Annotated in this window: 13 protein-coding genes, 3 pseudogenes and 2 riboswitches; of the genes and pseudogenes, 3 read left to right on the forward strand and 13 right to left on the reverse strand. The window is 45.3% G+C overall.

The features are described from left to right. Nucleotides 1-16 precede the first annotated feature (16 nt). The 4 genes from P378_RS12835 to P378_RS12855 all read right to left on the reverse strand — a co-directional run bounded on the left by P378_RS12835 (nt 17) and on the right by P378_RS12855 (nt 5,033). Complete coding sequence (locus P378_RS12835) at nt 17-2,056, reverse strand: diguanylate cyclase (RefSeq protein ID WP_099083553.1); 2,040 nt, start codon at nt 2,054-2,056, stop codon at nt 17-19. 22 nt (nt 2,057-2,078) lie between these two features. Further along, on the reverse strand, nt 2,079-2,684 hold the full coding sequence (locus P378_RS21870) for an HD-GYP domain-containing protein (protein WP_238473202.1): 606 nt from the start codon (nt 2,682-2,684) through the stop codon (nt 2,079-2,081). Nucleotides 2,685-2,701: 17 nt separating this feature from the next. After that, a complete protein-coding gene (locus P378_RS21875) occupies nt 2,702-4,417 on the reverse strand; it encodes a sensor domain-containing diguanylate cyclase (RefSeq protein ID WP_238473203.1) in 1,716 nt (571 codons plus the stop codon). Between the two features lie 65 nt (nt 4,418-4,482). Beyond that, nucleotides 4,483-4,579: riboswitch (cyclic di-GMP riboswitch) on the reverse strand. Between the two features lie 70 nt (nt 4,580-4,649). Further along, entirely contained in the window at nt 4,650-5,033 is a 384-nt protein-coding gene (locus tag P378_RS12855) for a helix-turn-helix domain-containing protein (RefSeq protein ID WP_099083530.1), read from the reverse strand. A gap of 107 nt (nt 5,034-5,140) precedes the next feature. Here P378_RS12855 and P378_RS12860 point away from each other — a divergent pair, with 107 nt between their 5' ends. After that, nucleotides 5,141-5,560, forward strand: a complete 420-nt coding sequence (locus tag P378_RS12860; protein WP_099083531.1) for a PIN domain-containing protein — start codon at nt 5,141-5,143, stop codon at nt 5,558-5,560. 266 nt (nt 5,561-5,826) lie between these two features. On the opposite strand, the pseudogene ymfI reads toward P378_RS12860, so the two are convergent. The 5 genes and pseudogenes from ymfI to P378_RS12885 form a co-directional block, all read right to left on the reverse strand. Continuing rightward, nucleotides 5,827-6,559: pseudogene (gene ymfI, locus P378_RS12865) on the reverse strand (elongation factor P 5-aminopentanone reductase). Between the two features lie 116 nt (nt 6,560-6,675). After that, complete coding sequence (gene metE, locus P378_RS12870) at nt 6,676-8,970, reverse strand: 5-methyltetrahydropteroyltriglutamate--homocysteine S-methyltransferase (protein WP_099083532.1); 2,295 nt, start codon at nt 8,968-8,970, stop codon at nt 6,676-6,678. Nucleotides 8,971-9,050: 80 nt separating this feature from the next. After that, nucleotides 9,051-9,239, reverse strand: a riboswitch (cobalamin riboswitch). 245 nt (nt 9,240-9,484) lie between these two features. Next, a pseudogene (locus P378_RS12875) lies at nt 9,485-9,628 on the reverse strand (ParB N-terminal domain-containing protein); the annotation flags it as partial. 65 nt (nt 9,629-9,693) lie between these two features. Continuing rightward, nucleotides 9,694-10,011 (reverse strand): type II toxin-antitoxin system RelE/ParE family toxin, encoded by a 318-nt coding sequence (locus P378_RS12880; protein ID WP_099083533.1) that lies wholly within the window; start codon nt 10,009-10,011, stop codon nt 9,694-9,696. Then, nucleotides 9,995-10,279: a type II toxin-antitoxin system Phd/YefM family antitoxin gene (locus tag P378_RS12885; protein ID WP_180261098.1), complete on the reverse strand. Its 285-nt coding sequence runs from the start codon at nt 10,277-10,279 to the stop codon at nt 9,995-9,997. The genes P378_RS12880 and P378_RS12885 overlap by 17 nt, the downstream gene beginning before the upstream one ends. A gap of 222 nt (nt 10,280-10,501) precedes the next feature. Between P378_RS12885 and P378_RS12890 the strand changes: the two genes are divergently transcribed. Next, on the forward strand, nt 10,502-10,714 hold the full coding sequence (locus P378_RS12890) for a hypothetical protein (protein WP_238473204.1): 213 nt from the start codon (nt 10,502-10,504) through the stop codon (nt 10,712-10,714). 159 nt (nt 10,715-10,873) lie between these two features. Beyond that, entirely contained in the window at nt 10,874-10,972 is a 99-nt protein-coding gene (locus tag P378_RS24540) for a hypothetical protein (RefSeq protein ID WP_476588328.1), read from the forward strand. Here the strand turns inward: P378_RS24540 and P378_RS24225 are convergent. From P378_RS24225 to P378_RS19725, 4 genes and pseudogenes are all read right to left on the reverse strand, one after another. Further along, nucleotides 10,969-11,022, reverse strand: a pseudogene (locus P378_RS24225) (hypothetical protein); the annotation flags it as partial. The gene P378_RS24540 and the pseudogene P378_RS24225 overlap by 4 nt on opposite strands. Before the next feature lie 9 nt (nt 11,023-11,031). Beyond that, entirely contained in the window at nt 11,032-11,688 is a 657-nt protein-coding gene (gene hypB / locus P378_RS12900) for a hydrogenase nickel incorporation protein HypB (protein ID WP_099083535.1), read from the reverse strand. Nucleotides 11,689-11,742: 54 nt separating this feature from the next. After that, nucleotides 11,743-12,039 (reverse strand): hydrogenase maturation nickel metallochaperone HypA/HybF, encoded by a 297-nt coding sequence (locus P378_RS12905; protein WP_099083536.1) that lies wholly within the window; start codon nt 12,037-12,039, stop codon nt 11,743-11,745. Nucleotides 12,040-12,049: 10 nt separating this feature from the next. After that, the gene (locus tag P378_RS19725) at nt 12,050-12,214 is read right to left on the reverse strand and encodes a hypothetical protein (RefSeq protein ID WP_180261099.1); all 165 of its coding nucleotides are present in this window, start codon (nt 12,212-12,214) and stop codon (nt 12,050-12,052) included. Nucleotides 12,215-12,220 lie beyond the last annotated feature (6 nt).

A 12,220-nucleotide genomic window follows, 5' to 3' on the forward strand; every position in this document is an offset into this window, starting at 1 on the left:
AAATAAATTCCTGCAACTAAAGACATTTACCAGTATGCTGGACACAATTCCGTCCTGAAGACTTCGCTTCGTACAGCATATTGTCAGCGCGCATAATGAGGGTATCAGCCGTATCCGACGGGCAGTACCCAGCCACTCCGAAACTGGCAGTCACACTACCTACGCCCGGAATATTCATGCTGCTCAACTGCCCTCGAAGCTCTTCCGCTAAACCGGCGGCCTTATCCACCGGGGTATTTGGTAAAAGTATTACAAATTCTTCTCCGCCCCAGCGGGCCAGGCAATCTATTTTGCGGATCCTCCCGTTGATCAAGTCTACTAAACTTTTAAGAACCAGATCGCCGGCAGCGTGTCCGAAGCGGTCGTTTATGCTCTTAAAGTGGTCCAGGTCCAGCATTATGAGGGAAAAGGGGCTGCCTGTCCGCCGCGCGCGTTCATTCTCCTGCTCCAAAACCTGCTCAAAATAACGGCGGTTATATGCCCCCGTCAGGGCATCAGTAACAGACAAACGGCGCAGCTCCTCCTCCAGCTTTTTGTACCGGGTAACATCGGCAGCATAATGCAGAAAGGTATCCTCCCCCAAGGGAATCCACCAGGTATCCCAGATGCCCCCTGCAAACTCCACTTCGCTGTTTATTGGTTCATTTTTATCCAATGCCTCGTCTCCACGACAGAAATAACATTTCGTGCCGGGTAAAGGGGTGCCGGATTTTTCAATTGCCTCCCGACACTCGTCTGGATGGGATTTCGTACCATGTAAGCTCCCCCAACAATAATTTCCTACTTTTGTTCCCACCATTTCCGCCGCTTTATTCTGCGCCAGAATACGGCGCTCCCTGTTAATCAACCAGGCCGGGCTGGGAATGCCCTCCAGCATCAAACGGAGCTGCCTTTCTTTATTTCGCAATGTCTTCTCAAACCGTTTGCGCTCGCTGATGTCGCGCACAATCCCCACCGCATGCCAGGCGTCCCTAATCCTCAAAGCAGACAGTGAGAGCTTCACATCAAGCTCCCGCCCGTCTTTATGTTTAGCTTTCAACTCAATTGTTTTCCCTATGACATTCCCTTCCCCGGTTAACTGAAAGTGCTTGAAAGCCTCTTGATAGGTCTGGTAAAAACTTTCATCAGGCACCACCAGCCGGTGCAGGTCCTTCCCCAGGATTTCTTCCCGGGAGTAGCCGAAGAGCTGTTCCCCCGCCGGGTTCCAAAAAGTGACGTTCCCCTGCCCGTCAAGCATGACGATGGCCTCCCGGGCCGAGCCCATAATGGCACTTAAAGTCGCCTCCCTTGCCCGCAGCTCTTCTTCCATCTTCCTGCGCTCTGTCAGGTCGATAATCAGTGCCACGCATACTTTTTCTCCGCTGTGTCCAAACAGCTGCAAGTGTATTTCCGCAGGGTAAAGGGAGCCGTCTTTCCGCCGGTGCACCGTGTTAAACAGGAGCTGTTCCTGCATCCCCCCAACCAGAGGTTCAAGCAGTGCCCTGAAGCTCTCAGGATCAAGTTCTGGCTCCAGGTCAAGGGGCGTCATGGTGCTCAGTTCTTCGATTGTATAACCCAGATTTTTTCTGGCGCCGCGGTTCACCGCAATAAATTTTAAGGTCGCAGGGTGAAAAATATAGATCTCATTTAATGAATTTTCAAATATCTGCCGGTACATGTTCGCATGGGCATTGGCTTCATAAAGATGCAGTGCCATTTCAACTGTGGATACCAGCACATGTTCGCCGGCACCTTTCAGCACATACCCGTAGCCCGTAATCGTACGGATTTTCTCCACAATTTCCTTTTCAGTATGGGCGGTAAGAAATACCACAGGTACGTCTCTGAACTGCTGTATTGTCCGGGCAGCCAGCACCCCGTCCATTCCTTTTCCCAGTTCTATATCCATCAGGATGAGGTCGGGGCACCGGCTGCCAGAGACTTTCTCCACAGCTTCTTCCCCCGTCAGGGCAATTTCGGTCATATACCCGTACTTATTCAGGATATTTGCCGTTATTTGTGCCTGAAACCTGCTGTCTTCTACAATAAGAATCCTCTTGCCTTTAAATGCGTTCACCGATAAACCAACCCCTAAGCATTTATTTCTGAAAATTTTCATCACTGTAGCAGCAGCTTTCAATAAAAGCACTTACTACCTCCGGGTCAAACTGCGTCCCCGCATTCCTTTCAAGTTCAGCTAAAGCTTCTTCCCTGCTCATTGCTTTCCGATAGGGCCTGTCATTGGTCATTGCATCAAAGGCGTCAGCAACTGCCAGGATACGGGATAAAAGAGGGATTTCTTCACCTTTTAACCCACTGGGATAACCCCTGCCGTCCCACCGTTCATGGTGGCACAGGATGTATTCAGCAATGAAAGCCAGCTCTGGCGTATTCTGGGCAATGCGGCAGCCGATTTCCGGGTGTTTCTTCATCTCCTCCCATTCTTTCTCTGTCAAAGGGCCGGGTTTTAGCAGAATACTTTCTTTGATGGCCACCTTCCCGATATCGTGGAGCACTGCCAGCAGCTCCAGTTCGTCCATTTGTTTAGCGGAAAGGCCCAGCCCTTTCGCTATTTTCAGGCTCATTTCCTTTAACCTTTCTGCATGCTCTTCCGTTTCCATGCTTTTTTCAAAAAGGGTGGCCTTCAGGGAGGAAATAACGGCATTTCTGTAACTTTTGCTCTGCAAAAGCTTATTACGGTACATCCATTCCTCGGCTTCCTTCAGTACCTGCCAGATATTTTCTTCGGCTTTATTTTTTGTGGCATAGCCAGGGCAATACTCACCTGAACAGGCCCCTCACTGTCCAAAGCACACTTGTTTTTACTCCTCCTGACAATTTCTTCCGCTGCTTTCATATCGGTCCGGGGCAGCAAAACAACAAATTCGTCCCCGCCCCAGCGGGCGATGATATCCTCCCGGCGGCAGCTTTCCTTTATTATCTCTGCCGCTTTCTTTAAAAGAAGATCCGCTGCCCTATGGCCGAAGACGTCATTGGTCAGCTTCAATCCGTTGACATCACCCATGATGACCGATACAGGCAGCTGACGCGGCGTATCCAGCCGCCTTATTTCTTCTTCCATGAACCTGCGGTTGTAAAGCCCTGTCAGCTGGTCATGATAGCACAAAAAGAGGATTTTTTCTTCAAATTTCTTGCGCAGAATATATTCGGAAATAATCCTTGCGGCAAGCTGCAGCAAATTGATGTCAGCTTCAGACCATTCCCTGTTTTTCAGGCAGTCGTCAAAACCGATAAAGCCGTATAAATCACCTTCCACATAGAGGGACAGCACCAGCAGGGACTTGATCTCCTGGGGTCTTAAGATTTCTTTTGTCTTTTCGTCGGGGATGTCTTCAATGTCCCTGTAGTTTATCACTTCCCTGTTTTTCAGCCTGTCCACCCACCAGGTAAATTCAGCCACAGGGATTTCCTGAAGGTTTTCTTTCTGGGGCGTTATACCGGGTGCCGTCCACTCAAAAGTGTTGCTCGCGGTCTCTTTTCCCCAGTCCGCTTCAAAGAGGTAGGCCCGGCTTACCCCCATGCCCTCGCCCATAAGCCGCAGGGATTCTGTCAGAAAAACTTCAATGCTTCCTTCCTGTAAAGCCAGCTGGGAAACACTGCTGATTATTTTTTCGTATTTCAGCCTCTTTTTGAGTTCTTCTTCGGCCTTCTTTTGCAGGGTAATATCCTTGCCGGAGCCAACCAGGTATTTTACCTTCCCCTTTTCCAGCACCGGCGTCAGGGTGGTCAGCCAGGTCCTTTTTCCGGCGGGGAGGATCAGTGTCTCTTCATAGGTCACGGGCTTTTTACTGTCCACGCACCTTTGACAATTGGTGCTGACGGCTTCACCAATTTCTTTTCCGGCCAGCTCAACGGGGGTTTTGTCTTTTATATCCTCCAGGCTGAACCCTGTCAATTTCCGGTGGGCGGCATTGTTCCTCATGTACCGGAATTCTCCGTCTTCCACCCTGACCAGGAACATGGCATCCTGGGTACCGTTGAACACCATTTCCAGTTCTTTGGACAGCTCCTCGATTTTTTCTTTCTGGGCCTCAAGGTTTTCGATCTGCCGGATTTCTTCGGTGATTTCCTTAAACAAGGTGACAAAATACCCTTTTTCAGGAGAAAAGGCGGTTATTTTGTACCAGCGCTGCAGAGGTTCTGCATACTGGCTGAACTCCTGCCTTTTGCCGGTCAGGGCCACCTTGCCGTAGAAGGCCACCCAGTCAAAGCTGCCCTTCCTGATGCCGGGCAGCACTTCCGTCACCCTTTTCCCAAGGACAGCTTCTCTTTTTAACCCGGTCATTTCTTGAAAGGCGGGATTAACTTCCAAAAAGATATAGTCTTCCGGTTCGCCTTCACTCCCCGTCAGTAATTTGTGAAAGGCGTAACCAAAGGGTGATTTCATTAGAATTTCTCGAAAAAGTTTTTCTTTCATCTTCCCCCACCTTTTCGCATAAAACTACAAAGTGCCAAAGCACAGATCGTCACGCCCCAGGATTTTGCTGCAAACGGCTGCCATAGAATTCGTTGCCCCTTGGGCCTTCTTGGGCCCTTGGCTTTGCGCCCCTGCCTTTCGGCAGGTTTGCCACTAATTTTCATAGCATGTTATAGGATTATGGCTTATACTTTTTTAAAACAAGTTGTTTGGATTTTTTCATCTTTCTCGTTTAATCTACACTATATCCTTTCTTACTAAGCTTATCAATAAATTGTTGCCAGTCATCTTCAGTCGCTACATCTTTGGCTTTACGCAAAGCTACTCTCACAACCTCGTTTGACATGATATATTCCGGGAGATCCGGGGAAACTTCACATCTGCCTTTGCCTGCCAGGTCAAACATGAGGTTTTTATCATCTTCTGTAAGTTTCAGTATTGTGGCAATCTTTTCTAATAGAGGCTTATCCGGTGGGTTTCTCCGGCTTTTCTCAATGTCGCTGAGGTAAGCAGGAGTAATCTCAAGCATATCTGCCATACCGCGTAATGTAATGCCCTGATCAATTCTCTTTTTCGCAATAAATTCTCCAAATCTTATTAATTGTTTATTATCCATGATTCACACCTTCCTAAACACACAAGCATGTAAGCATGTTTGCTAATATAATTGTAATATAAGTAATATATCTTTAGAAGAAGCACGAGAGGAGCGGCTTAAAAAGTATGAAGGTGTTGATTGATACAAATGTTGTATTGGACGTTCTCGGCAAGCGCGAGCCTTTTGTCGAACACTCTACGGCAATATTGATGCTTGCCGGAAGTCAGAAAATCTCAGCTTCTATCACTGCCAATACCGTAACGGACATTTATTATCTGCTCAGGAAACATATTTCAAGCAAAGAAGCTGTCAAAGAGGCGATGCTCGGTTTGATGGATGTTCTGGATGTTGTCGATGTTACCAGGAATGACTATATTAAAGCCTTTGACCTGCTGATAGCCGACTATGAAGATGCTCTGCTGGTGCATTGCGCCAAACGCACCAAGGCTGAATACATCATCACGCGCAACACAAAGGACTTTGTTAATTCTCCGGTAGAAGCCATTGCGCCGGAGGATTTTCTCATTCGCTTTTTCAATGAATAGTCTATCACCAGCGCCCATTTTCACGCACAGTCTTTGTATTGATGCGCCAGATTCGACAAACTTTTTATTTCTCCTGTTCATGTAATACATATTTCATGTTTCTTAATAAAGTTTACTAAGCAGTTGTTTCCGGCGCTCACTCTTGCTGCTCTGGTAAAGTTTCCTCGCCTCGCCGGGTACACCACTCTCGTAGCCATACCTGGCCAGTTCGTTTTCGGCGTAGGCAATCTTGCGGCTGCATCCGAGGACGCGGTCTTATTTATTGACTATATGACAAATCCTCCATTCGGGCTTAATACTTGTCCGGTAATAAAATTTGAATCTTCAGATGCCAAAAAAATATACACTTTGCTACTTCTTGTACTGTACCAAACCTTTGTAAAGGTGTATTTTTTTGAAGCTGTTTGATTTCTTCATCGCTAAGAAAGACATTCATGTCTGTATCGATAATACCCGGAGCAACGCAGTTTACTTGTATATTTGAAGGCCCCAGTTCCTTTGCCAGCGCCTTTGTAAACCCAATTACGGCAGCCTTTGCTGCTGAATAATGAACCTCACAGGATGCCCCTGTGATACCCCAAATTGATGAAACATTGATTATTTTCCCTTTTTTATTTTCTATCATATATGGCAGAACGCATTGACAGCAGTTAAAGATCCCTTTCACATTTATATTTATCATGCTGTCCCAGTCATCCTCCGTGATTTCGGTAAACAGCTTTTGCTGTGCAATACCTGCATTGTTAACCAGGACATCAATCCTTCCAAAATCGTTAGTGCTTTGTTCGATAAGCTTTTCAACTTGCCCTCTATCGGAAACATCAGCTCTATATGCTTTGGCGCTATAGCTCTTTCCTTTAGTTCAGTTAATAATGAGATGGCTTCTTTTTCTGAATGGAAATAGTTAATAATTATATTATAATCATTTTGTGCCAATAGTTCTGCCGTAGCTCGCCCTATTCCTCTTGAACTGCCCGTTATAAGCGCTGTTTTTTTCATAACTTAACCTCCCCTTAGAAGCAAGGTACATTGCACAGAATCGGCGACAATTCTATCAGTAAATTAATAAAGGGATTCAAGAATATGTAACCCCATTCATGAATCCCTTTTGTAATTTATACCGGATTATTTCTCAGCTCTTCGACTGCGGCAACCATATTCTTAAGACTTTGCACTGTTTCTTCCATTCCTCTTGTTTTTAGCCCGCAATCCGGATTTATCCACAGCTTATTTTTATCTAATTTACCCACCATTTTAATAATTGCTTGCCGGATTTCTTCTTTGCTTGGCACCCTTGGGGAATGGATATCATAAACACCGGGGCCAACCTCAGTCCTAAAATTATTCCTCTTCAGTACATCAATAATTGAAAGATCCGACCTTGCGGCTTCAAAAGAAATGACATCCGCATCCATATCGTCAATTTCCTTTATTATATCTTCAAATTCGCTATAGCACATATGCGTATGAATCTGCGTATAATGCTTTACGCCCGAATGCACCAATCTGAAGGCTTTTATTGCCCAGTCCAGATAATGGCTGTTCCAATCCTGCCTTCTTAGAGGCAGCTTTTCCCTTAACGCCGCTTCATCGATCTGAATAATTCTTATGCCACGGTTTTCGAGATCGGTCACTTCTTCTTTGATAGCCAGCGCAATCTGAAAGGCCATTTCTCTTAATGAAATATCCTCTCGCGGAAAAGACCAGTTCAAAATGGTGACCGGACCGGTTAACATACCTTTGACCGGTTTACTTGTTAGACTTTGCGCATACGCAATATATTCGACCGTGATTGGTTTTGTTCTTTTTATATCCCCCCATATAATCGGAGGCTTGACGCATCGTGTTCCGTAAGACTGAACCCATGCTTTTTCAGTGAATAAAAAACCTGATAGGTTTTCCCCAAAATACTCTACCATATCGTTTCTTTCAAACTCGCCATGAACAAGAACATCCAGTCCGATTTCTTCTTGAAGCCGTATGATCTGTGCAATTTTTTCCTTTATCTTATCGTTGTATTGTTCAAAGCTTAAGCTCTTATTCTTATACTGCTTTCGGATTTCTTTAATTTCCGCCGTTTGGGGAAATGAGCCTATTGTTGTCGTAGGCAGTACAGGAAGCTTTAATCTTTCTTTTTGAAGCCCGGTTCTTTCCTCAAAGCGATTGCTCCTTGAAAAATCACTTTCCTTAAGATTTGCAATACGCTGGCGGATTTGCAAATCGATATACGCAGTATCTTCAGCTTTTTCCTTTATGAGTGAAACATTTTGGATATATTTTTTGTTTTGCTCGTAGGAAGCATCGTTAAACAGTTCTCCCAATTCCACGAGCTCATCAAGCTTTTCTTCCGCAAAAGCGAAATGCTTCTTGAATTTTTCGTCCATATTTATCTCGTTTTTCACGGTATAAGGGACATGCAAAAGGGAGCACGATGTATTTAAAACAATCCTTTCCTTATCGATAGAAGCGGCAAGGCTGTTCAAAATACCGATTGTTTTTTCATAACTGTTTCTCCAGATGTTTTTGCCATTCACGACGCCCGCAAACAGAATGACGTCCTTCGGAAATCCATATTTCTTAATTAGTTCAAGATTCTTTTCCCCTTCAATAAAATCCAAACCCAAGGCATCAATTCTTAAGGATATAACTTTTTCATATACATCCCTGATATCGCCAAAATAAGTCTGCAATAACACCTTAAGAGCTTCTTTACTGCTTAACAGTTCCTGATATAGAGAGATGAAAAATTCAATATCCTGTTTATCCAGATCCGTTACAAGTGCAGGCTCGTCAATTTGAATCCATTCAACCTGCATAGCATTAAACTTCCCAAGGATTTGCTTATAAACCTTCAAAATATCAGCGCCACAATCAAAATAGGTTTTATTTGAAGCTGTGACCTTTGACAGTTTCAGGAAAGTAAAGGGACCAATTATCACGGGTTTTGTCCTGATACCTAATTCAAGCGCCTCTGAATATTCGTCAAATGGCTTGCTACTATTCAGCTTAAACTCGGTATTATCATCAATCACAGGAACCATGTAATGATAGTTTGTATTGAACCATTTTCTCATTGCAAGGGCTTTTACATCCCGTCTTTCATCCTGATAGCCTCTGGCCATGGCAAAATAAGTGTCCAGCTCATTGAGGTTTAATGTGCGATAGCTGTCAGGAATGACATTCAACAAAAAGGCTGTATCTAAAAAGCCATCATAAAGGGAAAAATCATTAGAGGGAATAAAATCAATACCTTTTTCGGCTTGAAAAGCCCATTGCAGCTTTTTTAGCTCCGCAGATCGTGACAACAGGTCGTCCTTGGTCGTCTTCCTGTTAAAATAGTCCTCGACCCATCGTTTTAATTCTCTTTGCGCTCCAATTCTAGGATAACTTACAATTGACAGACGTTGCATTTTTGTTTCCTCCTTTAATTTTTTGGAGGAAATAGACACAATTACTGAATAAATCGTCTCTATCTCCATTCCCAAAGATTGAGTTTCCTAGCTTTAAGGCAGGTCTCCTGGCTTCTCATCATCCTACTCTCCTAACCTTCCCACCTTTAAACGGCAGTGGCAATCAAAGATTTCGTCCGAGTTACAGTAGTGGGTGCTGCTCGGGATTTTAACCCGATTCCCTATTATCCCTTCTGCTATCAGAGGGCACCTTATAGCATTATCGACAAATAAGTGTATCCTATATTTTTAAGAATGTCAATCAAATCTTCTGTAAACGATACAGTAAACGATGTTCCGTGTTCACTTATTTACTTTTCCATCAAATCCTTAACCTCAACCCCGGTCTTGAACACGAACACCGCCTCAACCAAGGAACACACGCTGACTTTTTCGATAAGCCCGCGTAACAGAATTGCTTTTGAACCTTTGCTTGATATCAAACGATTACTGAATCAGTTCCTGGTTTCTAAATATTCCAAATCACCGGCTCTACATAGCCGAATTCCTCAATACTCCTACGCAACTTTTCGTATTCTGCATCACCTGGCTTGAGGTCTTTACGAGGATTATATTTTGCCGCCTTTAATTTATCTGTGGATATTTTTTGAATGTCCATGCTCTTTCCTCCAATAAAAAAACGCCCGCATAACAGACGTTTGAGAATCGCTGTGGTTGAGTTGATTATATCAGCCAGACATAATCCTGACGGCAATCCACCATGTAGTCGATGTATACTGTATCATCCTTGATTTGATAGATGAGCAAATACCGCTTATCCACAAGCAGTTTTCTGTATTTGCTTGCGGGCAATACCGGATCGGCAAGCCAGGAACCACGCTCCGGAAACTCCTGCAGGGATTTTGCAGCCTCGACTACATCTATCCTGAGCTTGTCAGCCGCCTGGGTACTGACCTGGGCTAAAAAGCGGGCGTGCTGCACGAGCATTTCTCCCGCTCTTTCCGAGATAATGACATGATACCGTTTATCCGCGCTGCTCATCGGCAGCCTCCTTAATTGCTTTTTTCATCATCTCGTCCACTTCACCGATTGAAAAGCCCTTTTTACCCGTCAATCTGTCCTCCTCGACCGCAACAAGCTGTTCCCGCAGCCTCAGCATGCTTTCACGCCGGGAAAACGTGGCGATATCCATGACCACTAAATCGCCCTCGCCGTTTTTCGTTAGAAAAACAGGCTCTTTGGTGGTCTTGCAGAGCGCGGATATTTCGTTGTAGTTTTTGCGTATTGCCGCAGACGGTTTTATATTCATCACAAACACCTCCTGTAGTAGTAAAATATTACGCTTATCATTTGCTTATTTTACTACGACTATTCCCAAAAAGTCAAGATCACTCCTGTCCCATCAGAAGCTTTCAATTCAATTTGACCGCTTTTTGTCCCGTAAACGCCTCCCAGCGTTTCACCGCCAAGTCGCAGTAAACAGGAGACAGTTCCATCGCATGTCCAAAACAATGCTATTGTTATCCGTCCTGTGCGCGAGGGCGGTGGGGAGTTTGATGAACAAATTCTCGCCGATTTAATCTCTCAGGGACTTTCCGGGCAGGAGCTTCTCGCCAAGTTCAAGGAAACACGCCGTCAAATCCGTCCTGCTGTGGAGCGCTTGCTTGATGAAGCTCGTCTTGCCGCAGATGGTAAAGCACTATTTTCCACATACGAGGATGTTTTTGGTACGGAGGACAAATGATGTATAAGCTAATCATTTTACCTCCTGCTGCTCGCTTTCTAAAAAGCTCAAAGAAAAGCCACTCAAGGCAGCATTTCAAAAAGCTGTTGATGAAATACTCGAAAACCCGTATATTGGCTACCTAAAACGGGCGACCTGTCCGGCGTTTACTCTTGTGATATTTTCTACAACAAAACAAACTACGAGCTTGCCTATACCATCATTGAAGAGAACGACGAAACCGTTGTTTTTTTATACCCAGCGGCCATCCTCTTTTAAGGATAACGGAAGCGGCGGTCTTTGGGGGCATTGAATTCGGCCCGGCAATTTTAATGTGTTTAGCTAGCTGTTCCATTTCTTTTCACCAACCAGTCATACCAGGATTCCATCCCCTGACCGGTCAGGGCACTGACCTCTATTACAGGGAGATGTGGTTTTATCTTTTGCAGATCCTGGTAGAATTCTTGCAAATTAAAATTGGTATGGGCCAAAAGATCTATTTTGTTTAATAAACAAAGGGATGCCCTTTCAAAAGTTGTAGGATATTTGGCGGGTTTATCGCTCCCTTCCGTTACGGAGATGATTACCACTTTTTCATCCTCACCCAGGTCAAAAGCGGCGGGACAGACCAGGTTTCCTACGTTTTCGATAACCAGCAATTCCAGAGGAGTCTCAGGGGGAAACTCGTTCCAGGCCTTATTAACCATGTTGGCATCGAGATGACAGCCGCCCCTGGTATTGATCTGCACCACGGGAACTTCCAGGCGGGCGATGCGTTCCGCATCCCGGGCTGTCATCAGGTCTCCCTCTATGACACCGAGGGCGACCTTATCCTTCAAGTTGCGGATGGTTGTTTCCAATAAGGTAGTCTTACCGGCTCCGGGCGAGCTAATCAGGTTGATGACCCGCAGACCCTTATTATTAAAGAGGGTCCGGTTCTTGCTCGCCATATCTTCATTGGCTCTCAGGACATTTGTTACTACTTTTACCTGCATGTCAATCCACCTCTTCACCTTCAAAATAATCAATCAGGAGATGTCTTCCCTGGACTAGCTCCCCTCCGGTAAATCCGCAGGAGGGCAGTTATAGCCATGCTGGGACCAGGCATATTCCTTTGAACAGCGGGGGCACCTGACCAGGGCTTTCACTTCTTCAATCAGGAGGGTGGCACCGTCAGCCTTGGTATCCTGGCTGATTACCCGGAAAGCAAACTCCAGGGCATCCGGTACCACCGCCATCATTTCACCGGCCAGGATTTTGACGAGGGCGATTTTTTTTATCTCATTTTCCTGCGCTGTTTTTAATAAAACATTAAGCATTTGCTGGGCCAGAGCTAATTCATGCATATTACCCACCTCACCGGGAACGTATATCGTTTCTTATGGCCTGAACGGCCCTTGGTACAGCCCCGGCCACCGGGGGACTTAAGGTTTCGCTGAAAGTAAGGGTATCCATGGCTTCGATGGCATAGATGACGATTTTGTCCGGCAGTTGGATACCCATATTTTTACCAAATTCCATAGCTGT

Source organism: Desulforamulus profundi (genome assembly GCF_002607855.1).

Coding starts and splice junctions, on each gene's coding strand:
- P378_RS21870 (WP_238473202.1), bottom strand. CDS start 2,684: ATGTACCGTAATAAGCTTTTGCAGAGCAAAAGTTACAGAAATGCCGTT.
- P378_RS21875 (WP_238473203.1), bottom strand. CDS start 4,417: ATGAAAGAAAAACTTTTTCGAGAAATTCTAATGAAATCACCCTTTGGT.
- P378_RS12855 (WP_099083530.1), bottom strand. CDS start 5,033: ATGGATAATAAACAATTAATAAGATTTGGAGAATTTATTGCGAAAAAG.
- P378_RS12860 (WP_099083531.1), top strand. CDS start 5,141: ATGAAGGTGTTGATTGATACAAATGTTGTATTGGACGTTCTCGGCAAG.
- metE (WP_099083532.1), bottom strand. CDS start 8,970: ATGCAACGTCTGTCAATTGTAAGTTATCCTAGAATTGGAGCGCAAAGA.
- P378_RS12880 (WP_099083533.1), bottom strand. CDS start 10,011: ATGAGCAGCGCGGATAAACGGTATCATGTCATTATCTCGGAAAGAGCG.
- P378_RS12885 (WP_180261098.1), bottom strand. CDS start 10,279: ATGAATATAAAACCGTCTGCGGCAATACGCAAAAACTACAACGAAATA.
- hypB (WP_099083535.1), bottom strand. CDS start 11,688: ATGCAGGTAAAAGTAGTAACAAATGTCCTGAGAGCCAATGAAGATATG.
- P378_RS12905 (WP_099083536.1), bottom strand. CDS start 12,039: ATGCATGAATTAGCTCTGGCCCAGCAAATGCTTAATGTTTTATTAAAA.
- P378_RS19725 (WP_180261099.1), bottom strand. CDS start 12,214: ATGGAATTTGGTAAAAATATGGGTATCCAACTGCCGGACAAAATCGTC.